Consider the following 21,562-nt stretch of genomic DNA (forward strand, 5'->3'; position numbering starts at 1 on the left):
CGTCGACGTCACGGCGGAGGCGGCGGTGGTGGCGGAAGTGGTGGCGGCTCGGCGGGTGGCGGCGGCTCAGGCGGCGGCGGCCCGAGCAGTGGCACCGTGATCGGCGGCAGCCCCGGAATCTCAACCACCGTCGTGCCGAACGGGGGCGACGCTCCTGGTGGGGGCTCCGGCGGTGGCGGGGGCGGCGGAGGAGTGCCGTTACTGATGTTGATCGTGATGATCGACCCGGGCATGGTCTGGCCAGTCGGGGTGGTACCGACCACGTATCCGTACGGCGCGCCGCTGTTCACGGGCGTTGCCTGATCAGCAACCCGAAAACCGGCGTCCAGCAAGCGCTGCCGCGCGGCATCCAATTTCAAGCCGGACACCGTGGGCACGCGGCCACCCGGCGCGCCCTCGACATAGCGGGGATCCGTCGGCGGCAGACGCACGTCACCGAAGTCCGTCGCGATCGGCTTCATCGCCTCGAACCATGTCCGGGCGGGTTCGCTACCGCCGAACAAGTCGCCGTCGTAGCACTTGCGCAATGGAAAGGAACAGATTCCCCCTGGACTGCTCGAGTCGTCGAAGACGTATACGGCCCCCGCGTAATGGTTCGTGAATCCCACGAATCCGGCCGACCGATGCGATTCGGTCGTGCCGGTCTTGCCCGACATCGGCAGATCCCAGCCGACCGAAGCCGCGGCGCCGGCCGCAGTGCCCGGGCTCGACGCGTCCTTGCTCAACGCGTTCGCGAAGGTGTTCGCCAGTCCCGTGGGCACCGCTTGATCGCAGGGCTGGCTCGTGAACGGCACCTCGTTGCCGTGGCGGTCGATGATCTTGTCGATCGGGCTCGGCGGGCACCACACGCCGCCCGATGCCAGCGTCGCCGCCACATTGGACAGCTCGAGCGCATTGAGCTGGAACGGGCCCAGCGTGAACGAGCCGATGTTCTGTCGCTTGATGAAGTCGGCCAAGCTCTCGTTGCTTTCGGGGTCATAGGCCCGTGCCGTTCCGGGAAGCGCGTAGGACCGAAGTCCTAGCCGCACCGCCATGTCGACCGCACGGGTAACACCCACCTGTTGAATCAGCTTCGCGAACGCCGTGTTCGGCGAGGCGGCAAGCGCGTCGGTGACATTCATGGAGCCGCGGTAGTTGCCCGCGTTCTTCACACACCACGTCTCCTTCGGGCAGCCTGGCGTCTCGCTGCTGCCGAGCCCCTTGGCCTGGAACGAGCCGGGCACCTGCAGCTGAGCATCGATACCCATGCCCATGTCGAGCGCCGCCGCGGTGGTGAAGATCTTGAAGATCGAGCCCGCCCCGTCGCCGATGAGCGAGAACGGCAACGGCTGCACCGACTCCCGGGCGTCACCGTTAAGGCCATAGGTTCGGTTGCTGGCCATCGCCATGATTCGATGCGCGTCCTTGCCGGGCTTGATCACGCTCATCACGCTGGCGACGCTGTCGAGCGTCGGTCTGGCGAATTCGTCGATCGCCGACTTGACGGACGTCTGCACCTTCGGTTCTAGCGTCGTGCGAATCAGATAGCCGCCGCGGGCCACTTGATCCCTGCTGATGCCGGCCCGGGCCAGGTACTCGAGGGCATAGTCGCAAAAGAAGCCACGGTCGCCAGCTGCGATGCAGCCACCAGGAAGCTGGTTCGGTTGAGGCAACACGCCCAGTGGCGCGGCCTTTGCGGCACGCAGCTCATCGGCATACTGAGGAAGATTGGCAATCATGGTGCCCAACACGACGTTTCGCCGCTCCAACGCACCTTGTGGATTCGTATACGGATCGAGCAGACTCGTCGACTGCACCACTCCGGCCAACAGCGCGGCCTGCTGCCAATTCAGCTGCGAGGCATCAATGCCGAAGTAGGTCTGCGCCGCGTCCTGGATGCCGAACGCGCCGTTCCCGAAATACACCAAGTTGAGGTAACGCGTCAGAATCTCGGCCTTACTGAATGTCGTATCGAGCGTCAGCGCCATCCTGATCTCACGCAGCTTGCGCGCCGGAGTGGGGGCGACAGCCGCGCGCCTCTGCGCAGCGGTCTGGGCCGTCACCAGCAACTGGTAGTTCTTGACGTACTGCTGCTCGATCGTCGAGCCACCCCGCGTGTCGAGGTCACCCCGCAGGTACCCCGTCAGTCCGGTCATCGTGCCCGGCCAGTCCACACCGTTGTGCTCGGCGAACCGCTTGTCCTCGATCGACACGATCGCCAACTTCATCGTGTTCGCGATCTGATCGGTCGGCACCTCGAACCGGCGCTGGCTGTAAATCCACGCGATCGGATTACCTTCGGAGTCAACCATTGTCGACACCTGTGGGATGTCACCCTGGAGCAGCTGAGCGGAGCCGTTGGCGACCACGTCCGCGGCGCGATTCGACATCAACCCGAGGCCGCCGACCAACGGGAACAGTAGCGCTGCCACCAACATTCCGGCCATCACACAGCAGCCAGCCAGCTTGTAGATGGACCCCGAAATCGGCCGCCCCTCCGACATGCATCCAGGTTATTCGCGGCGCCGCTCGAAATCGGTGCAACCGCGAAACCTGAAGCCAGAACGAGACTCTAAGCGCGCAGCACCGCGACGATGATCTGCGCTCAGCTCAGCGACATATCGGTGGCATTCGCAGACGACGAAGCAGCGAAGCCGGGCACCGTCCCCTGCGAGGGCGAATCCCCCGACCCCACATGCGGAAACCCGTAGCGGATCCCACGCCGGGGGATTCGCTGAACCCACCGCCTGAGCTGGATGCGTCGATCCGGCCAGTAGCGGCGGGCTCAGATAGGGGATAGCCGGGTTTGCGGCGTGTCAATCACGAATCCCCCAAACCGACTGAGTCAGAGCCGACTGGCTGCGAAAGCCGCGCCCTCGTTGACTTGTCCATTGACGACGTACAACCCGTGCGCCGCGTCGTCGCCGCCTTCGCCACAGACTGGATCACCGAGTGCGCACAACGAGACGACCCTGTCGGCCAACGGCGGTTCGATGACGACCGGTGGCGCGCCGTACTTCTGCAGGAACTGACCGTTCGGCTTCCCGAACAGAGCGACTGCGGCGACGTGGTCGGCGGCCTCCGGGGGCAGCGGCGTGGGTTCGGACGAGGCGGCTACGCCATTCGGAATGACCTCGGCGGGAACGAATTCGGCCACCACCGCCCCTTGGGAGTAGCCGCCGAGCACCATCCTGGTGTTGGGACACTCCGTCGACATGAACTGGACCCGAAAGATCGCGTCCCTGATCCCGTCCGCGACGGTTCGGGGGAAGTCCGGGCTGCCGAAATCGCCGCTCGCCGGGTAGTTGACCGGATACTGCCCGACCGTCCTCTGGCCCGCCTGCGCGCGCAGTGAATCGACGAACGCCTGGCCTACCCAGCCGAGACCTGGCGGTTCGTTGGTACCGCGCGCGAAGACCACCTCGATGTCGGGACACGGCTGGGCGGATGCGCTGGGCAGGGGTGCGCAGAACAGTGCGGCCCATGCCACTGCCAGTGCCACACCGAACGACCTCACTTCGACCACGCTCCCCTCTACCCCGAACCGGGCGACCCGAATCGCCTCGACGACGAACAGCATGCCGAACGGGCAGGCTTCACCGCAGCCATGTCGTCAGACCACGATCCACCGGCTGCCCTCGGGGACCGCGCACCCGCTGGCGATGACCCGATCATCTGAGCCGCGCGCCCCTCACGAGGTGGCGGTTTAGTCTTCAGCTGTGGCTGAACAGTTGCCCGACGACCAAGCCGATCCCGACCTGCTGGAGCAGGCGCTGGTCGGAGGCGTTCCGCAGCGCGTCGGGTGGTTCCGCTTCTACTTCGACTCCGAGCGCTGGGAATGGTCCGCCGAAGTCCAGCGGATGCACGGCTACGAGGTCGGCACCGTCGAGCCCACGACCGAACTGGTCCTGTCACACAAGCATCCCGATGACCGCCAGCAGGTCGCCGCGACGCTCGAGGACATACTGGTCACCCGCCAGCCCTTCAGCACGCGCCACCGCATCATCGACACCCACGGGGAAGAGCATTCGGTGGTGGTCGTCGGCGACCTCATGCACGACGACGACTCGGTGGTCGGCACCCACGGCTTCTACATCGACATCACCGAATCCCAAGACCGCGACGCACAGGAGGCGATCACCGAGGCGGTGATCGAAATCGCCGAGAACCGCGCCGTGATCGAACAGGCCAAGGGCATGTTGATGATGGTGTACGGCATCACCGAAGAGCTCGCGTTCCAGCTGTTGCGCTGGCGCTCACAGGACACGAATACCAAGCTGCGGCCATTGGCACAGCAGCTGACCGACGAATTCGTCGCGCTCGCGAAGATCGAGGGGCTGCAGCCGCGCACGGTGTACGACTCCACTCTCATGACCGTGCACAAGCGGATAGACCCAACGGCATAGAGGGTGCGGCGGCCGCGGGCTGCGCTGTGTTCTCAACACAGGGTTGCTCCCAACGGCCTCCTCGTGGGAGGTCGGTGGCAGCCAACCGACGTCTCCCACTCATTGAACGTGTTACCCATGTGCGGCGCGCGCAATCTCAGTAGCGTGCGCAGCGTCTGGACGAAGGAGGAAGGCCATGGCTGAAGCGGGGTTCTGGGTGGCATGGGGTATCCCGGCCCGCGGGCGTGAACGGCAGGCCCTCGATCTCCTCAAACACACCACCACGGACTACCTCGAGCGCCTGAAGCAGGAACAACGGATCGAACGCTTCGATGCCGCGATCCTCAAGCCGCAGAGCACGGAACTGGGTGGCTTCATCCTGATTCAGGGCACCCAAACGCAGATCGACGCGCTGCGCAACGACGCCGAATTCGGGCGCTGGGTCACCCAGGTTCAGTTGGTCGCCGACCGGGTCGGGATCGTGGACGCCTGGGTGAACAACGGCCTAGCCGACGCCATCGAGCTCTACGAAGACGCCCTGACACGCCTCGACGAGGGCACGCCCTCGACATAGCTGGCGATGTCCCATCGCACCGAATCAAGGTCAAAACCCCATGATCATGATTCGGATGGGAGCTATGAGGCATTTTCGCGATTTGCTCCGCGACGCCGTGGCTGCTGAGATTGAATGGCCATATTGACGGGGGCGGCTACTGGCAGCACAGAGGGGTTTCAGCATGGGAGCAGCTTCCTACGTAGGTCGTGTCGGTCGCCTGGCCGTCGCACTGGGGGTGGGCACGGCGATCGCCACCAGTCACGGCGTGGCCGTGGCCGACGATGCGCCACCCGCCAACTCGTCGACCGAAAGCGTGCAGTCGACGGGCACTGCCCCAACTGCGGATGCGCAACCGGAACCGACCGCGCCGACCGCGTCGGAACCGACGGAGCCCGGCGCCACGACGACATCGACCACGACATCGACGAAGACGACCACCTCCAATACGACCACCAGCACCCTGCCGTCGGGCGTCGTGGTGAGCGCGCAGACCACGACGGGCACGACCGGTGCCACCAGCACCGCCGAGACGGCCGATCCCGCGCCCACGGAGACCGCCACTCCGGAACCCACGGCCACCCCGAAGCCGACGCCGACCAACGACGCCAAACCGTCACCCGAACCCAAGCCCCAACGCAGCACCAGCACGCCGAACAGGCCAACCGACGAACCGTCCACGCCGCCGGCCACGGCGACGACCCAGGCCCGCGCGGCGGCCACCACCGCCAGCCGACCGGCGGACACCGTCGCGGCGCACACCGTTTCAGCGCTCAGCCTCGCCACCGCGTCGGCGGTGAACAGAACCGTCGACTCCCCCGCGGTGACCGTGACCGCCCCAACCCACGCCCCCGCCAATCCGCTGCAGACCGTGGCCGACGTGGTCACCGGCGTCGTGTCCAGTGTCATCGGCTGGGCACTCGGCCCACTGGCGGGCGCTGCTCCGACGACGCCTGCCCAGCCGCCGCTGGCGTGGACGATGCTCGCCTTCGTCCGGCGGGAATTCGACGACTTGGTCGCGTCGTTGGGCGGCAGCCCCGCGTCGAACGTCGCGCTCGCGGCCACGCAGACGACCACCAGCCTCGCTCTTGCCGCGGCGCCGCTGGCACTCAGCGCGATCAACGTGCCCGCCTTCCCGACGCCGGGCGCGCAACTCAGCCCGTCGACGCAGTTCGTGCAGTGGGTCACCGGCGACTACCAGACCGGCAATCCGCTGATCGCGGACACGTTGACCCGGTTCGGCATCGCGGGGACCGACGTCGGCGTCATGTGGGACAACGGCATGCAGGACGACCCGTCGACGCCGTACAACGAACACCAGATCCTGATGGCGTTCGGCGACACGTTCAGCGGCGACAACATGACCGGCGCGTGGCGCTTCAACGTGCTGCTGCGCAGCGCCGACACCGTGCTGTCCGACGGGATGACCATTCCCAACGGAGAGTGGTTCAACGGCAACATGTTCGGCGGCACACCTCTCGGCAATCCGACGTTCGCTCGCCAGATCATCCATCCCGACGGCCTGCCTGCGGGCATCACCCTGATCCCGACGGCGGGCATCTCGCTGCCCACCCCCGGCACCAGGTTCGGGGTGACCCAGTACGTCAACTTCATGTCGGTGACGAACTGGGGCGCCCCGGGCAGCTGGACCACGAACTACTCGGCGATCGCCTACTCGGTCGACAACGGCGAGAACTGGACGGTGGCACCGACTTCCGTCCGCTACAACCAGCCGTGGACCGGCAACCAGAACTTCCAGCAGGGTGCGTTCGTCCGGCCGGGTGACGGCTACGTGTACAACTACGGCACACCGAATGGGCGGCAGGGAGCGGCGTATGTGTCGCGGGTCCTGGAGAAGGACATCCTGGACGTGAGCAAGTACGAGTACTACAGCAAGGGCACCACCGGCGGGTGGTTCGGCTGGGGCGCCACCGCCGCAGGCTGGCACAAGAACAATCCCGCCGCCGCGACACCGGTGTTCGGCCAGGATCAGGGCGCCTGCGGCGTCGCCAATCCCGGTAACCAGGTCAGCGAGATGTCCGTTCAGTTCAACAAGCAGTTGAACAAGTACGTCGTGCTCTACGGCGACCAGTTCAACAACATCGTGATGCGGACGTCGGACAGCCCGCAGGGCAAGTGGTCGACGGCGAAGGTGCTGTTGCCGCAGCAGCCCGGCGGCATCTACGCGCCGATGATGCACCCGTGGTCGTCGTCGACGATGGGTACCGGCAACGACCTGTACTGGAACCTCTCGCTGTGGTCGGAGTACAACGTGATGCTCATGAAGACCGACCTCACCAAGGTGTAGGGCACACCGTGCTGCGCTCGTCCGCGATCGTCGTCGCCGTGGCTGCGACGCTACTATCCTCACCCGGCCCGGCAAGCGCCGAACCCGCTGTGCCACAGCCTGGTACGGCGTGCGCGGCAAGCTTGGTCGGCGCGTTGACGTGGCCTGCCGACACCAAGACGCCTCTTCAGTGCGCCCAGCCCGGGCGCTGGGAACCCGTCGACAACCCGTATCCGATCAGTGACCGATGGGTCAGCTACGGACCCGTCATGACACTGCACGGACAGGGCCGGGCCAACCCCACGCTGCTGTCGGGCGCCTGGACCGCCACTCCCCTCGACGGCGAAAGCCGCTGTGCTGCCACGCAAACCGCCGTAGTGCGCGGGGCTCCGATCGTCGCACCCGCGGGAACGGCAGAGGGCGAGCCCGGACAACCGCTGTCCCTTGAGGTGGTCCCCACCCTGGTCACCATCGAGATGAGTGGAAACTGCCTGTGGCAGAAGGTGGATCAGGGCGATTCAGGTCCCGGGTCCGGCTGGTAGTCGGTCAGCGCACTTGCCGCGAAGGCACTGTGGTGTTCTGCACCGGCAGCTTCTTCTTGGGCAGCGGGTTCGAGATGACGTGCTCGTTGCCGGTGTACTTCTCCTGCCAGTGGCATTCCTCGATGCCGGCGGCGACGACGGTCGCCACCCAGCCGTGCGTGATGACGCAGGCCTGTCCGAAGGTGGTACCGCTTGCGGACACGGCGGGTGCGCCGATCGGGCTGGTCTCGATCCACTCGTTTCCGGTGTTCGGATCCTGCCAGTGGCACTCCTCGATACCGGCGCCGACGACGGTCGCCACCCAGCCGTGCGTGACGGCGCACGCCTGCGCGAACGTCATCGGGGCGGCCTGAGCGGCGGGGGCCAACGCCATCACGCCGATCGCAGCGGCTGCCGCTCCCAGGACGATCTTGGCAGCGGCGCGGTTGGTGGTGGCGGACATGATGTCTCCTCTTGTGGGTTCACCGCGGACGTGTGCCGCGTTCACCTGTTAGGAGCAGTCGCCAACGCCGATTCCCTCACTTTTTCCACCGACACTTCGAACTGACGCCAAACGCACGACACCCCGCGAGCCGGGGTGGCTCGCGGGGTGCCGCGTGGGGCTGCGATCAGGTCAGGACAGATCGAACCTGTCGTTGTTCATCACCTTGACCCACGCCGCGACGAAGTCGTTCACGAACTTCTCCTTCGCGTCGTCGGCGGCGTAGACCTCGGCAAGGGAACGCAGGATCGAGTTCGAACCGAACACCAGGTCGGCCCCGGTGGCGGTCCACTTGGGCGCACCCGAGGCGCGGTCCCGTCCCTCGTACACGTTCTCCGCCGACTCCGACACCTTCCACTCCGTGGCCATGTCGAGCAGGTTCACGAAGAAGTCGTTGGTCAACGCGCCGGGCTTGTCGGTGAAGACGCCGTGCTTGGTCTGGCCGTAGTTGGTGCCGAGAGCACGCAGGCCGCCGACCAGAACCGTCATCTCCGGTGCCGTCAGGTTCAACATGTAGGCCCGGTCCACCAGCAGGTGCTCCGCCGGCGTCTTCATCCCGGCGCGCTGGTAGTTGCGGAAGCCGTCCGCCTGCAGTTCGAGCACCTCGAACGACTCGACGTCGGTCTGCTCCTGCGAGGCATCCGTACGTCCCGGCGCGAAGGGCACCGTGACGTCGAAGCCGGCATCCTTGGCCGCCTTCTCCACCGCTGCGGAACCGGCCAGCACGATCAGGTCGGCAAGCGAAACCTTCTTGCCGCCGGACGCCGAACCGTTGAAGTCCTGCTGGATCTTCTCGAGGGCTGGGAGCACCTTGGCCAGTTCGGCCGGCTGGTTGACTTCCCAATCCTTCTGCGGCGCAAGGCGAATCCGCGCACCGTTGGCGCCGCCGCGCTTGTCGGTGCCGCGGAAGCTGGCCGCCGACGCCCACGCGGTGGACGCGAGCTGGGCTACCGAGAGTCCCGACTCGAGGACCTTGGCCTTCAGCGCTGCGATGTCCTGCTCGCCGATCAACTCGTGGTCGACGGCAGGGACGGGGTCCTGCCACAGCTGCGGCTCGGGAACCCACGGGCCGAGGTAACTCGACACGGGTCCCATGTCGCGGTGCAGCAGCTTGTACCACGCCTTGGCGAACGCCTCGGAGAGCTCTTCCGGGTGGTCCAGCCAGCGCCGCGTGATGTCGGCGTAGATGGGGCTCTCCCGCATCGAGATGTCGGTCACCAGCATGGTCGGTGCACGACCCGGCCCGTCGAACGGGTCGGGAATGGTGCCCGCGCCCGCCCCGTCCTTCGCGGTGAACTGCCACGCGCCGGCCGGGCTCTTGGTGAGCTCCCACTCGTAGCCGTAGAGGGTCTCCAGGAAGCTGTTGTCCCACTTGGTCGGAGTGGGCGTCCAGACCACCTCGAGGCCGCTGGTGATCGCGTCCTTGCCGACGCCGGTGCCGTACGAGCTCTTCCAGCCGAGGCCCTGGTATTCGAGCGGGCAGCCTTCGGGCTCGGCCCCCACGAGGTCGGCGTCGCCCGCACCGTGGGTCTTGCCGAAGGTGTGGCCGCCGACGATCAGCGCGGCGGTCTCCTCGTCGTTCATCGCCATCCGGCCGAAGGTCTCGCGGATGTCGATGGCGGCGGCGATCGGATCCGGCTTGCCTTCCGGGCCTTCCGGATTCACGTAGATCAGACCCATGGTCGTCGCGCCGTAGGGGTTCGCGAGCTCGCGCTCACCGGAGTACCGCTTGTCGGTGCCCAACCAGGTTTCTTCCTCACCGAAGAGGATCTCCTCGGGCTCCCAGATGTCCTCGCGGCCGAACGCGAAGCCGAAGGTCGGCAGGCCCATGTGCTCGATGGCGGCGTTGCCCGCGAACACCAGCAGGTCGGCCCACGAGATCTTCTTGCCGTACTTCTGCTTGACCGGCCAGAGCAGCCGGCGCGCCTTGTCCAGGTTGCCGTTGTCGGGCCAGCTGTTGAGCGGGGCGAAGCGCTGAGCGCCCTCGCCGCCGCCACCGCGGCCGTCGGCGATGCGGTAGGTACCGGCGGCGTGCCAGCTCATCCGGATGAAGAACGGACCGTAGTGGCCATAGTCGGCGGGCCACCAGTCCTGCGAGTTCGTCATGACCTCGAACACGTCCTGCTTGAGGGCCTCGACGTCGAGCTTCTTGAACTCTTCTGCGTAGTCGAAGTCCTCACCCAGCGGGTTCGCCTGCGGCGCATGCTTCTTCAGCACGGACAGGTCGACCTGCTCCGGCCACCAGTCCCGGTTCGTCAGGGGCCGATGCGCCTTGGGCGTCGGGGAGGCGAGTGCCGGGTTTTCGCTCTCGCTCTTGCTGTGGGTCGGTGCCTCGGGGGCGGGCGGGCGGCTATCGGATGTCACAACATTCCTTCCGGAGTTGAGTGATGCGGGCTGCAATCACGTTGATAATCAGGAACTTCGGGCGGTGGAACAGTCGGGGCACAGACCCCAGTAGGTGACCTCGGCCTCGTCGATGGCGAAGCCCTCCAAGAGGCCCTCGTCATCGGAAGGGGTGAGGCAGGGCGCCTCTCCGACGGCGCAGTCGACGTCGGCGATGACACCGCACGTCCGGCACACGACGTGGTGGTGGTTGTCGCCGACCCGCGATTCGTAGCGAGCCACGGAGCCCGATGGCTGGATGCGTCGCACCAATCCCGCGGCCGTCAGCGCGCTGAGCGAGTCGTAGACGGTCTGGTGTGACACCTCGGGCAGGTCGCTGCGCACGGCACGGATGATCGAGTCGGTGTCGGCGTGCGGATGCGCGTACACGGCGCTGAGCACCGCGACCCTTGGACGGGTGACGCGCAGAGTGGCCTCCTGCAACATCTGCCGGAAGTCTGCGTGGGAAGCCACGTCCGTAGTCTGGCCCCTTTTCTGGAATCAGTCAAGAATAACTTCGGGCCTAGTTCGCGAAGCTGATCGACGTCTCCGAGCAGTTCGTCACCGCACGGCCGGGCGGGAACGACCGCGGGTCCGCCCCGGCGATCACGGTCTGCCGGTAGTAGGCGTTCCGCGCATCGGCCGAACACTCGAAGTCGGCGTTGAGCACGCGGAAGGTCGCCGGATCGGCACCGTCGATCGGCTTGCCCATCCAGTACACGCGCTTCCCGTCGCCGGCATACGGGCCCTCGAGCGGACGCAACGCCACCGCGTCGGCGCCCGCAATCCGGTCGGTGAAGTAGAAGACGCTCGGACCGTCGGTCGCGTAGGCGCCGCCGAGCACGCGGAACGTGGCCGGGTCCGCCCCGTCGATCGGGCTTCCGTTGACGTGGACGGTGTCGCCGTCCTTGGTGAACAGGTAGTGGTCGACGTTGGAGACGATCGCGAAGTGCGCGGGGTCGCGTGACAACACACTGCCGTCGGACCAGTACACCGCTGCGGCGTCCTTCGCGAGATTGCCGTCGAGCAAGTCGAAGTGGGCTGGGTCGTCGCTGATCGGCGCGTCGCGCAGGTAGACGTGATGGGCGTCCTTGGCCCAGCCCGGACGATCGAGCGGCTGGAAGCTGGCCGCGTCGGCGCCGGGCAGCACGTAACCGTTGAGGTAGACGTTGGACCGATCGCGCGCGAAGGTCTGGTCGAACACCTCGAACGAGCCGGCGTCGGCGCCGTCGATCTGAAATGCCTTGCCGGGGAACGCGTTCAGGTAGTAGACGGTGTCGCCCTTGACGTGATAGCCGGCGGTGTCGAACAGTGAGTTGGGCGTGCGGTCACGGCTACATGCCGGCAAAAGCGCCAGCGCCGCAACGCACAGGCCGAGGACCACCTTGCGCAGCATGGGCAAACGGTACCGGCAAACTCCCCGAACTCAGACCGGCATCCGCCGGTTGATCACCAGCGCCGCGATGGCCGAGAGCGCGAGGACCGCAACGCCAAGCCGCAGCCAACCCGCGCTTGCCTCGCCGCGGACCGTCTCGTAGCCGATCTGGTCCTGCAGTGACTTGTAGACGTCCTCGAGCTGCTTGAGGTCGGACGCCGAATAGGCGGTGCCCCCGGAGAGCTGCGCGACCTGCTTCATCGTGGTGTCGTCGACGGGCACCGGCACCTGGCTGCCGTCGACGGTGACGGTGCCGTCGGGCGTGCCGAACGTGATGGTCGAGATCGGGATGCCCTGATCGTGCGCGGCGCGTGCCGCCGTGAACGCTCCGCGCGGGTTGTTCGGGTTCGACGGGCTGGTCTCCTTGCCGTCGGAGAACAGGATGATGCGCGCGGGCGGCGGCGTGTCACCCCCACCGATCACCGCGCCGACGGTCGAGATCGCTTGCAGCGCAGCGAAGATCGCCTCACCAGTCGCGGTCCGTTCGGAGACCTGCATCTTGTCGATGGCGATCTTGGTGGCGTCGTGGTTGGTGGTCGGCGAGCTCAGCATCGTGGGATTTGCGGCGAACGAGATCAGGCCGAGGTTGACGCCCGCCGTCAGATCGCCTGCGAACTTCTTGGCAGCCTCCTGCGCGGCCTTCATCCGACTGGGCGGCACGTCGGTGGCGTCCATCGACGTCGACACGTCCATGACGAGCATGACGACCGCGCGGTTGCGGGGAATCTTGCGGTCCAGCGACGGTCCCGCCATCGCGATGGTGAGGAACACCAGGGCGAGCGCCAGCAGAACGGCAGGCAGGTGGCGCCACCGGCTGGCGCGCTGCGGCGAGACGCTGACGATCATCTCGGAGTCGGCGAACCGTGACAGCCGCTGCCGGCGGGACCGCAGCACGCCGAGGTAGAGCAAGACCAGACCCGCGACGGGGATGAGGAACAAGAAGAACCACGCATGCGCGAACGCCGACAGCGGCATTGGCCCCAAGACGGGCAGATTCACTGGTGTCCCTTCGCCGAGCCACGTTGACCCTAGAGCCGAGGGTACAAAGGTGCACCGCTGGGCACTCGCACAGCGGGTCGCTGACCGCGGAACATAGACTTCAGCTGTGCGTGACGTTCTCGACGAGCTGCTGGCGGTGTGGCGCGCCGGCGGTACGGCCGGCCTGGCCACCGTGGTGCGCACCATGAAGTCCGCACCCCGCGCGCCGGGCGCCGCCATGGTGGTCTCCCCCGACGGATCGGTGGCCGGCTCGGTGTCGGGCGGTTGCGTGGAGGCCGCGGTCTACGAGCTGGCCGGCGAGGTCGTGCAGACGGGACGGCCCCAGCTGCAGCGCTACGGCATCACCGACGACGACGCGTTCGCCGTCGGCCTGACTTGCGGCGGCATCATCGACATCTTCGCCGAGCCGGTGTCGCGGACGTCCTTCCCGCAGTTGGACGCGGTGGCAGACGACATCGCCATGCACCGCCCGGTCGCGGTGGCCACGGTCATCGCCCACCCCGACGCCGACCGGGTGGGCCGCCGCCTCGTCATCGGCGAGTCCAGCGCCGACGGCTCCCTCGGTTCAGCCCGCGCGGACGACGCGGTGGCCGACGATGCCCGCGGCCTGCTCGCCGCCGGACGCACCGGCGTGCTCACCTACGGTCCCGACGGCGAACGTCAGGGCGAGGGCATGGAGGTCTTCGTCGCAGGCCATGCGCCGCGGCCCCGGATGATCGTCTTCGGCGCCATCGACTTCGCCGCCGCGCTCACCCGTCAGGCCGCCCTGCTCGGTTATCGCGTCACGGTGTGCGACGCGCGTCCGGTGTTCGCGACGCCCGCCCGCTTTCCGGCCGCGGACGAAGTGGTCGTCGACTGGCCCGACCGCTACCTCGCCGGGCAGCAGGCCGTCGGCGAGATCGACGCGCGGACCGTGATCTGCGTGCTCACCCACGACCCGAAGTTCGACGTGCCGGTCCTCGAGGTGGCGCTGCGGCTGCCGCGGGTTGGGTACGTCGGGGCGATGGGGTCGCGCCAGACGCACCTCGACCGTCTCGACCGGCTGCACGCGGTGGGCCTCACCGAGGCCGAGACCAGCGTGCTGTCCAGTCCCATCGGGCTCGACCTCGGCGCCCGCACGCCCGAGGAGACAGCGGTGTCGATCGTCGCCGAGATCATCGCCCGGCGGTGGGGCGGCGGAGGCCGTCCGTTGACTGCGATCGACTCCCGAATCCACCACGACGCCGTTGAGATCGCCCCGGCCACCACCTCCGACGTGCGATAACGCCACTCTCCCTTTTTGCCACACGCCTTCTCTGTGTACGATAACGACACTCGCGAAGTGTTGTGACGACCGCCACTTACACGCGAAAGTGATCGAGGGGGATCTCACGCCGTGACCGCCACCACGCAGTCCGCCGTCACCGCCCGCTATGCGGGCACCCGGGTAGCCCGCGTGGAGGACAACCGGCTGCTGACCGGACGCGGAACCTTCGTCGACGACGTCGTCCGGCCGGGCATGCTGCACGCCTGCTTCGTGCGCAGCCCGTTCGCGCACGCCAGGATCAACGCGATCGACGCGTCCGCGGCGCTGGCCCTGCCCGGCATCCACGCCGTGTTCACCGCGGCGGATCTCAATCCCGACGTCCGAGAGGCCTGGCACGCCGTCGTAGGCAAGGACATGCCCGACACGCCGCGCCCACCACTGGCCGAGGCCGAGGTGAAGTTCGTCGGCGATCCGGTGGCGCTGGTGGTGGCCGACAGCCGCTACCTCGCCGAGGACGCCGTCGACCTGGTGGACGTCGACTACGACCCGCTGCCCGCGGTCGCCGACTTCCGCACCGCACTCGAGTCCGACGTCACCGTGCACGACGCCTACCCCGACAACAACGCGGGCGGCATGGCGGGCGCGCCACCCGACGAAGAGGTCTTCGCCAGCGCGGCACACGTCGTCTCCGAGCACGTCTACCAACAGATGTACGTGCCCGTGCCGATCGAGACCCGCGGCATGGTCGTCGAGTGGTCTTCTGCCAGTGAGGAACTCACCATCTGGGCGTCCTCGCAGACGCCGCACGAACTTCGCGCGTTCAGCGCGCGTCTGCTCGGCATCCCCGCCAACGGCGTTCGGGTCATCATGCGCGACACCGGCGGCGGGTTCGGCCAGAAGGTCGTCCCGATGCGGGAGGACATGTGCATCCTGCTGGCCGCCCGCAAGGTGCCCGGCGCGCTGAAGTGGATCGAGGACCGCCGCGAGAACCTCATGTCGGCGGGGCAGTCCCGGCACGTCGACGGCACCGCGCGGATGGCGTTCGACGCCGACGGCCGAATCCTGGCTGCCGACATCGACTTCGCGCAGGACGTCGGGGCCTATCCGACGCCCTACCCCGTGTTGACCACGGCGGCCATCGGCATGTTCTTCCCCGGCCCCTACCGCGTACCCAAGGCCAGCTTCTCGTACAAGACGGTGTTCTCGAACACCGCGGGCCTGCACGCCTACCGCGGACCCTGGCAATACGAAACCCTCACGCGCGAAATACTTCTCGACTGCGCCGCGCGAAAGATGGGCATGGACCCCGTCGAGCTGCGACGGATCAACATCCTGCGCGGCGACGAGATGCCCTACTTCAACGCCAACGGCATGCCGTATGACCACGTTGCCCCGGCCGACACGTTCGAGCAGGCCGTGAAGATCCTCGACCACGAGGGGTTCCGCAAGGAACAGGCGGATGCCCTGGCGCAGGGACGGTATCTCGGGCTGGGCTTCTCGGCCTACATCGAACCGACCGCGTCCGCGCAGGGCTTCATGGCCACCGAGGGCGCGCGCATCCGCATGGAGGCGACGGGCAAGATCAACGTCTACGTCAACGGAGGGTCGAGCGGCAACAGCATCGAGACCACCGTCGTCCAACTCACCGCCGACGCACTCGGCGCAGACATCGACGACGTCGCGACCATCCAGGGCGACACCGCGGTGACGCCGTACGGCGCAGGCACCCAGGGCAGCCGCAGCGGGCCGATGACGGCAGGCGCGGTCGACGAGGCAGGCAGCATCCTGCGCGGGCGGGTCGTGGCGATGGCCGCGCACTATCTCGGCGTCGAGGAGTCCGACATCGAACTCGCCGGCTCGCGCGCGACGGCCACGTCGGCCCCCGACAAGAGCGTGAGCTTCGCCGACCTGGCCTATCGCGCCTACTACGAGCCGCAGCAGCTCGCGCCCGGCATGGCGGCCACCCTGGAGGCAACCGCTCAGTTCACCTCGAAGGAATTCGTGCACTGGGCCAACGCCACTCACGCCTGCACGTGCGAGGTGGACGTGGAAACCGGCCACGTCACGCTGACCCGCTACATCGTCAGCGAGGACGTCGGGCCGATGATCAACCCCAACGTCGTCGAAGGCCAGGTCGCCGGTGGCACTGTCCAGGGCATCGGGGGTGCGCTGCTGGAGAACCTCGCCTACGACGCCGACGGCAACCCACTCGCGTCGACGTTCGTCGACTACCTGCTGCCGACGGCCACCGAGGTGCCCGCCATCGAATTCGGCCACGTCGAGATCCCCGGCCCCGGCATCGGTGGTTACAAGGGCGCGGGCGAGGGCGGCGCCATCGGGTCGACGCCTGCCGTCATCAACGCCATCAACGACGCGCTGGCACCGCTCGGCGTGACGATCACGCAGCTGCCCGCCAGCCCCGCGCACATCGTCGAACTGATCGAGGGAAAGGACCACTAGACGTGGAGCTGCACAACGAATTCCGGGTCGCGGTGCCCGCGGCGAAGACGTGGGAGGTGCTCACCGACGTCTCGCGCGTCGCTCCCTGCCTGCCTGGCGCCACGCTGCTCTCGGTCGACGGCGACCAGTTCACCGGCGCGGTCAAGGTCAAGGTCGGCCCGATCACCGTGTCCTACCAGGGCGAAGCGGCCTTCCAGGAGAAGGACGCCACCGCCCAGCGCATGGTGCTCAGGGCCAATGGCAAGGAGACCCGCGGCAACGGCAACGCGGCAGCCGTCGTCACCGCACAGCTCAAGGACGAGGGTGACGCCACCACCGTGGTCATCACCACCGACCTGACCATCTCCGGCAAGGCCGCGCAGTTCGGCAGGGGTGTGCTCGCCGACGTCGCGGCCAACCTGATCGGCCAGTTCGCCAAGCGGCTGGAGGCCGACCTGCTCGGCGGCGCACCCGGTGAAACCGTCTCGGCGGCAACCCAACTCACCGAGCCCTCCACCGCCGGAGACTCCGTGAACCTCGTCAAGGTGATGGCCGTGCCCATCGCCAAACGCGCCGCGCCGGTGGTGGCCGCTGCGGTGGCGGCCGGCGCCGTCGGCTACCTGCTGGGTAGGCGGGCGTGAAGTGAAGGCTCAATCGTGAAAGCGGCGAACTTCGCCTACCACCGCCCCGACACCGTCGCCGAAGCGGTGGGGTTGCTCGGCCAGTACGGCGACGACGCGAAGATCCTGGCAGGCGGGCAGAGCCTGGTACCGATGCTGGCCATGCGGCTGACGTTCTTCGACAACCTCATCGACGTCTCGCGGGTGAGCGAACTTCAGGGCATCGATCTCGAGGGCGACGAGATCCGCGTCGGGGCGGCCACCCCGCATGCCTTCGTCGGCATGGACGACGAGGTGGCCGACTCCGTGCCGCTGCTGACCCTGGCCACACCGCACATCGGGCACTTCCAGATCCGCACCCGGGGCACGCTCGGCGGTGCGATCGCCCACGCCGACCCCGCCGCGGAGTACGCCGCGGTGGCACTGGCACTCGACGCGTCCATCGAGGCCGAGTCGGCCCGTGGGCGCAGGCGCATCCCGGCAGCGGAGTTCTTCACCGGATTGTGGGAGACCGCACTGGCGCCCGACGAGATCCTGGTGGCCGTCCGCTTCCCGGTCTGGTCCGGCCGCTGCGGTTTCGGCGTCCAGGAATTCGCCCGCCGCCACGGCGATTTCGCGATCGCCGGCGCCACGGTGGCCGTCGAACTCGACGACGACGACCGGGTGACACGGTGCGGCATCGGCCTGCTGGGCCTCGGTTCCACCCCGAAGCGGGCCACGCCCGCCGAGGACGCCGTCATCGGCAGGCCCGTCACCGACGTCACCGCCGCAGAGGTCGGCACGCTGGCCATGTCGGGACTCGAGGACGTGCCGTCCGACCTACAGGGATCCGCGTCCTACCGCACCAGGGTCGGTGCGGCGATGGTGGCGCGGGCCTGGACCCAGGCCGTCGAATCCACGGAGGTGCGCGATGCATGAACTGCCAGTTGCGGTTTCGGTCAACGGACGCGCCTACGAGGGCGTCGTCGAGCCGCGCGTCACGCTCGCCGACTTCCTGCGCGAGAAGTGCGGACTGACCGGGACCCACCTCGGATGCGAGCACGGTGCGTGCGGCGCGTGCACGGTGCTGCTCGACGGTCAGGCGGTGCGGTCGTGCCTCATCTTCGCCGTCCAGGTGGACGGCCAGGAGGTGACCACCGTCGAGGGCATCGCCTCACCCGACGGTGAACTGTCGCCGGTGCAGGCCGCCATGCGGGACTGCCACGGCCTGCAGTGCGGGTTCTGCACGCCCGGCTTCGTCACGTCCATCACGGCGCTGCTGCGGGACAACCCGCAACCCTCCGATGCGGAGATTCGTGAGGGACTGTCCGGCAACTTCTGCCGCTGCACCGGCTATCAGGGCATCGTGAATGCAGTGCACCGCGCCGCGGAGACGATGCGCAGCTGATTTGCCAGCGCCTGATCGACGTGCTCCGATGGTCATATCGGGTTTGCTGGCGTATTGTGGGCCCCTGCGTTGTCCGTGACAGGGGAGACAGATGAGATCGAAGAACATCGTGGCTGCGGTCGTCGTCGCCATGGCAATCGGAACGGGCCTGACGACCGTCGCCGCCCCTGCGTACGCCGATCCTCAAGACGAGCAACTCGACCAGGCGTTCCTCAACGCGATTCGGGAGAAGGGCGTCCGGGTCGAAACCGACCGATCCGCCATCGCCCTCGCCCACTCCACCTGCGACCTGCTGCACCGCGGCGGCACGGTGAACGACGCCTTGCTCCACGTCAAGAACGCCACGAAGTGGTCGGTTGACGACGTCACTGCCTTCGCCGGGGTGGCCGTGTACGCCTACTGCCGCGACAAGACGCCGAAGTAGGCTTTAGCCGCCAAGCTTCGCGACGACGGCGGCGATCCGGCGCGCCCGGGTCTCGGCCGCCTTGGCTCCCAACACCGATGTGACATGGGCCTTTTGGTGACTGAAGGACAGCTTCTCCCACGCCGCCGCCGTTTCCGGCGCTTCGTCGAGCGCCGCCCGCAGATCCGCGGGCACCTCGACGACCCGCGGCGCGGTGTCCAGCTCCAGTTCGACGTCGATGGCATCACCGCCGCCGATGCACGACTCGCCGCGCCGCTCGGCGCTGAACGGGATCAGGTACTTCCCGCCCATCGGGGCGATCGTCGAGCGGTATTCGTAGCCGTTCACCGTGACCACGACCGGCGGTCGCTTGCCCGCTCCGAGCGCCTCCACGACGTCTGCGGGCACCTCGATTCCGGTGTTGTTTCCGGTCTGCAACATCGTGGTGGAGAACCTCACCGGGTCATTCTCAACCAGCCGGCGTAGAAGTGAAGCATGGACATCGGATTCATCGGACTGGGCAACATGGGCGCCGGAATGGCCGCCAATCTGCTCAAGGCCGGACATCACGTGACCGCCTACAACCGCTCCCAGGACAAGGTCGAAGCGCTCGCCGCACGAGGCGCGCGGCCCGCCCGCACCGTCGCCGAGGCCTGCGGCGGTTCTGTCGTGATCTCGATGCTCGCCAACGACGAGGCCGTCGAGGCCGTCACCTTCGGCGCTGGCGGCATCCTCGCGACACTGCCCGCAGCGGCGGTCCACGTGTCGTGCTCGACGATCAGCGTGGCGCTCGCCACCCGCCTGAGCGCCGCCCACGCCGATGCCGGGCAGCGGTTCGTCGCGGCGCCGGTGTTCGGCAGGCCCGAGGCGGCCGCAGCCGCGAAGCTGTTCGTCGTCGCCGCCGCTGAAGATGCGGTGCTGCAAGCGGTTTCACCGGTGTTCGATGCGATCGGCCAGCGCACCTTCGTGGTGTCCGACGACCCCAAGGCGGCCAGCCTGGTGAAACTCAGCGGCAACTTCCTCATCGCCTCGGTCATCGAGTCGCTCGGCGAGGCGATGGCACTCGTCGGCAAGGCCGGGGTCGACAAGTCGCAGTACCTCGAGTTACTCACTTCGACGCTGTTCGGGGCACCCGTCTACCAGACGTATGGCGGCATGATCGCCCGCGACGAGTTCGAACCGGCGGGCTTCGCGGCGACGCTCGGACTCAAGGACGTGCGGTTGGCGCTGGAAGCCGGCGAGGATCTGCAAGTGCCGCTTCCCATCGCCAGCCTGCTGCGCGACCGCTTCCTCACCCTGTTGGCGCACGGCGGCGGGGAGTTGGACTGGTCGGCCGTCGGCGCGTTGAGCGCATGGGAGGCCGGCGGCAAGAGCCCTGTCGGTTAACCCACCACGCCGCGCAGCGCGTCGGCGCCGAACACCGGCTCGAGCATCGCCGACATGTCGGGCCCGCGCCGCAGGCCGTGTCCGCCATCGACATTGATCACCTGGCCGGTGATCCAGCCGGACAGATCGCTGAGCAGGAACACCGCGGTGTTGGCGATGTCCTCGACCTCACCGGGCCGCGGCAACGGGGTGCAGCTGGCGTAGTCGCCGCTGATCTCCGGCGAATCCAGAATGGGCGCAACCATATCCGTGCGAATGAGCCCCGGCCGGATGCAGTTGACCCGCACCCAGGAGGCACCCAGCTCGTCGGCCGCCAGCATCATCAGGTGATCGAGCGCGGACTTGCCGACGCCGTAGGCGCCGAACCACCGGTGGGTGTTGCTGGCGGCGATGGACGAGATGCCGATGAACGAGCCGCCCCCGCCCCGCACCAATTCACGGGCGCTGTGCTTGAGCACGTACATGCTGCCGTTGACGTTCAGGTCGATGGTGCGCCGCCACGCGTCGGAGTCGACCTGGGTAATCGGTCCGATGGTCTCCGACCCGCCCGCGCAGTGCACGACGCCGTGCAACTGGCCATGCCACGCGGTGGTGGCCTCCACGACCGCGGCGACCTCGTCCTCGTTGGTGACGTCGGCGGGTTCGTAGCGCACCGAACCGGAGCCGTCGCCAGCGCCCGCCGTGATGTCGTCCGCGGCGGCGGACAGCCGATCGGCGTTGCGCCCCACGATCATCGCGTTGCCGCCCGCGGCCACCACCGCTGCCGCCACGCCCTTGCCTATCCCACTGCCACCGCCAGTGACGAGGATGGTCCGTTCCGCCAACGAAAGCTGCACCGCTGCCCCTTCGAGTAGTTCGAATGATCACAAAACTGGAACACGTTCTCGTCATCGAACCACGCCCGACGCGTTGCTCGACGGAATTCCGCCCGAGGCGTCATCCAGCAATGCCACAGGGCGCTGGCAGTGGCCTCACAGAATTGGGACGAACGCACCAATCCAAGTGGTGTTCGACCGATGTTTCGCCTACTCTCCGCGT

At 67.6% G+C, this 21,562-nt stretch carries 21 protein-coding genes; 11 read left to right on the forward strand and 10 right to left on the reverse strand.

Going from position 1 to position 21,562, the window contains the following annotated elements; translation table 11 throughout:
- Positions 1 to 8: 8 nt before the first annotated feature.
- Complete coding sequence (ponA2, locus tag N536_RS0108600) at positions 9 to 2,483, reverse strand: transglycosylase/D,D-transpeptidase PonA2 (RefSeq protein WP_029113246.1); 2,475 nt, start codon at positions 2,481 to 2,483, stop codon at positions 9 to 11.
- Positions 2,484 to 2,824: 341 nt separating this feature from the next.
- Entirely contained in the window at positions 2,825 to 3,559 is a 735-nt protein-coding gene (locus tag N536_RS0108605; RefSeq protein ID WP_081809104.1) for a cutinase family protein, read from the reverse strand.
- Positions 3,560 to 3,698: 139 nt separating this feature from the next.
- On the opposite strand from N536_RS0108605, the gene N536_RS0108610 reads away from it, so the two are divergent.
- A complete protein-coding gene (locus N536_RS0108610; RefSeq protein WP_029113248.1) occupies positions 3,699 to 4,385 on the forward strand; it encodes a PAS and ANTAR domain-containing protein in 687 nt (228 codons plus the stop codon).
- 175 nt (positions 4,386 to 4,560) lie between these two features.
- Positions 4,561 to 4,938 carry a hypothetical protein gene (locus N536_RS0108615; RefSeq protein WP_029113249.1) on the forward strand — a complete coding sequence of 126 codons (378 nt, stop codon included), beginning with the start codon at positions 4,561 to 4,563 and terminating at the stop codon, positions 4,936 to 4,938.
- Positions 4,939 to 5,178: 240 nt separating this feature from the next.
- Here the strand turns inward: N536_RS0108615 and N536_RS43495 are convergent, their stop codons facing one another.
- A complete protein-coding gene (locus N536_RS43495; RefSeq protein WP_369798397.1) occupies positions 5,179 to 5,826 on the reverse strand; it encodes a hypothetical protein in 648 nt (215 codons plus the stop codon).
- Between N536_RS43495 and N536_RS0108620 the strand changes: the two genes are divergently transcribed.
- Positions 5,789 to 7,225: a DUF4185 domain-containing protein gene (locus N536_RS0108620; protein ID WP_369798398.1), complete on the forward strand. Its 1,437-nt coding sequence runs from the start codon at positions 5,789 to 5,791 to the stop codon at positions 7,223 to 7,225. The genes N536_RS43495 and N536_RS0108620 overlap by 38 nt on opposite strands.
- Positions 7,226 to 7,233: 8 nt before the next feature.
- Entirely contained in the window at positions 7,234 to 7,746 is a 513-nt protein-coding gene (locus tag N536_RS37790; RefSeq protein WP_036435784.1) for a hypothetical protein, read from the forward strand.
- A gap of 4 nt (positions 7,747 to 7,750) precedes the next feature.
- On the opposite strand, the gene N536_RS0108630 is transcribed toward N536_RS37790, so the two are convergent.
- The 5 genes from N536_RS0108630 to N536_RS0108650 form a co-directional block, all read right to left on the reverse strand.
- Positions 7,751 to 8,188: a hypothetical protein gene (locus tag N536_RS0108630; RefSeq protein ID WP_029113251.1), complete on the reverse strand. Its 438-nt coding sequence runs from the start codon at positions 8,186 to 8,188 to the stop codon at positions 7,751 to 7,753.
- Between the two features lie 171 nt (positions 8,189 to 8,359).
- Complete coding sequence (gene katG, locus N536_RS0108635; RefSeq protein WP_029113252.1) at positions 8,360 to 10,591, reverse strand: catalase/peroxidase HPI; 2,232 nt, start codon at positions 10,589 to 10,591, stop codon at positions 8,360 to 8,362.
- A 48-nt stretch (positions 10,592 to 10,639) separates the two neighbouring features.
- Positions 10,640 to 11,056, reverse strand: coding sequence for a Fur family transcriptional regulator (locus N536_RS0108640; RefSeq protein WP_197040096.1), 417 nt, complete (start codon positions 11,054 to 11,056; stop codon positions 10,640 to 10,642).
- 76 nt (positions 11,057 to 11,132) lie between these two features.
- A complete protein-coding gene (locus N536_RS0108645) occupies positions 11,133 to 12,005 on the reverse strand; it encodes a DKNYY domain-containing protein (protein WP_231514454.1) in 873 nt (290 codons plus the stop codon).
- A gap of 30 nt (positions 12,006 to 12,035) precedes the next feature.
- Positions 12,036 to 13,043 (reverse strand): VWA domain-containing protein, encoded by a 1,008-nt coding sequence (locus tag N536_RS0108650; RefSeq protein WP_029113255.1) that lies wholly within the window; start codon positions 13,041 to 13,043, stop codon positions 12,036 to 12,038.
- A gap of 106 nt (positions 13,044 to 13,149) precedes the next feature.
- Between N536_RS0108650 and N536_RS37795 the strand changes: the two genes are divergently transcribed.
- The 6 genes from N536_RS37795 (at position 13,150) to N536_RS0108680 (ending at position 19,159) form a co-directional block, all read left to right on the forward strand.
- Positions 13,150 to 14,307 carry an XdhC family protein gene (locus tag N536_RS37795; RefSeq protein ID WP_051574328.1) on the forward strand — a complete coding sequence of 386 codons (1,158 nt, stop codon included), beginning with the start codon at positions 13,150 to 13,152 and terminating at the stop codon, positions 14,305 to 14,307.
- Between the two features lie 111 nt (positions 14,308 to 14,418).
- On the forward strand, positions 14,419 to 16,749 hold the full coding sequence (locus N536_RS0108660; RefSeq protein ID WP_029113256.1) for a xanthine dehydrogenase family protein molybdopterin-binding subunit: 2,331 nt from the start codon (positions 14,419 to 14,421) through the stop codon (positions 16,747 to 16,749).
- A 2-nt stretch (positions 16,750 to 16,751) separates the two neighbouring features.
- Positions 16,752 to 17,369, forward strand: coding sequence for an SRPBCC family protein (locus N536_RS37800; RefSeq protein ID WP_051574329.1), 618 nt, complete (start codon positions 16,752 to 16,754; stop codon positions 17,367 to 17,369).
- A 15-nt stretch (positions 17,370 to 17,384) separates the two neighbouring features.
- Entirely contained in the window at positions 17,385 to 18,266 is an 882-nt protein-coding gene (locus N536_RS0108670; RefSeq protein ID WP_029113257.1) for a xanthine dehydrogenase family protein subunit M, read from the forward strand.
- Positions 18,259 to 18,735 carry a (2Fe-2S)-binding protein gene (locus N536_RS0108675; protein WP_029113258.1) on the forward strand — a complete coding sequence of 159 codons (477 nt, stop codon included), beginning with the start codon at positions 18,259 to 18,261 and terminating at the stop codon, positions 18,733 to 18,735. Before N536_RS0108670 ends, N536_RS0108675 begins: the two co-directional genes overlap by 8 nt.
- 91 nt (positions 18,736 to 18,826) lie before the next feature.
- Positions 18,827 to 19,159, forward strand: coding sequence for a DUF732 domain-containing protein (locus N536_RS0108680; protein ID WP_029113259.1), 333 nt, complete (start codon positions 18,827 to 18,829; stop codon positions 19,157 to 19,159).
- A 3-nt stretch (positions 19,160 to 19,162) separates the two neighbouring features.
- Here the strand turns inward: N536_RS0108680 and N536_RS0108685 are convergent, their stop codons facing one another.
- Complete coding sequence (locus N536_RS0108685) at positions 19,163 to 19,597, reverse strand: YdeI/OmpD-associated family protein (protein ID WP_029113260.1); 435 nt, start codon at positions 19,595 to 19,597, stop codon at positions 19,163 to 19,165.
- Between the two features lie 36 nt (positions 19,598 to 19,633).
- Between N536_RS0108685 and N536_RS0108690 the strand changes: the two genes are divergently transcribed.
- Positions 19,634 to 20,524: an NAD(P)-dependent oxidoreductase gene (locus N536_RS0108690; RefSeq protein WP_029113261.1), complete on the forward strand. Its 891-nt coding sequence runs from the start codon at positions 19,634 to 19,636 to the stop codon at positions 20,522 to 20,524.
- Here N536_RS0108690 and N536_RS0108695 read toward each other — a convergent pair.
- On the reverse strand, positions 20,521 to 21,360 hold the full coding sequence (locus N536_RS0108695) for an SDR family oxidoreductase (RefSeq protein ID WP_029113262.1): 840 nt from the start codon (positions 21,358 to 21,360) through the stop codon (positions 20,521 to 20,523). The two genes, N536_RS0108690 and N536_RS0108695, sit on opposite strands and share 4 nt — an antisense overlap.
- Positions 21,361 to 21,562: the final 202 nt, after the last annotated feature.

The organism is Mycobacterium sp. URHB0044 (assembly GCF_000620625.1).
Lineage (GTDB): Bacteria > Actinomycetota > Actinomycetes > Mycobacteriales > Mycobacteriaceae > Mycobacterium.

Coding starts and splice junctions, on each gene's coding strand:
- N536_RS0108640 (WP_197040096.1), bottom strand. CDS start 11,056: ATGTTGCAGGAGGCCACTCTGCGCGTCACCCGTCCAAGGGTCGCGGTG.
- N536_RS43495 (WP_369798397.1), bottom strand. CDS start 5,826: ATGACACTGGACACGACGCCGGTGACCACGTCGGCCACGGTCTGCAGC.
- N536_RS0108645 (WP_231514454.1), bottom strand. CDS start 12,005: ATGCTGCGCAAGGTGGTCCTCGGCCTGTGCGTTGCGGCGCTGGCGCTT.
- ponA2 (WP_029113246.1), bottom strand. CDS start 2,483: ATGTCGGAGGGGCGGCCGATTTCGGGGTCCATCTACAAGCTGGCTGGC.
- N536_RS0108615 (WP_029113249.1), top strand. CDS start 4,561: ATGGCTGAAGCGGGGTTCTGGGTGGCATGGGGTATCCCGGCCCGCGGG.
- N536_RS0108675 (WP_029113258.1), top strand. CDS start 18,259: ATGCATGAACTGCCAGTTGCGGTTTCGGTCAACGGACGCGCCTACGAG.
- N536_RS0108680 (WP_029113259.1), top strand. CDS start 18,827: ATGAGATCGAAGAACATCGTGGCTGCGGTCGTCGTCGCCATGGCAATC.
- N536_RS0108690 (WP_029113261.1), top strand. CDS start 19,634: ATGGACATCGGATTCATCGGACTGGGCAACATGGGCGCCGGAATGGCC.
- N536_RS0108605 (WP_081809104.1), bottom strand. CDS start 3,559: ATGCTGTTCGTCGTCGAGGCGATTCGGGTCGCCCGGTTCGGGGTAGAG.
- N536_RS0108630 (WP_029113251.1), bottom strand. CDS start 8,188: ATGTCCGCCACCACCAACCGCGCCGCTGCCAAGATCGTCCTGGGAGCG.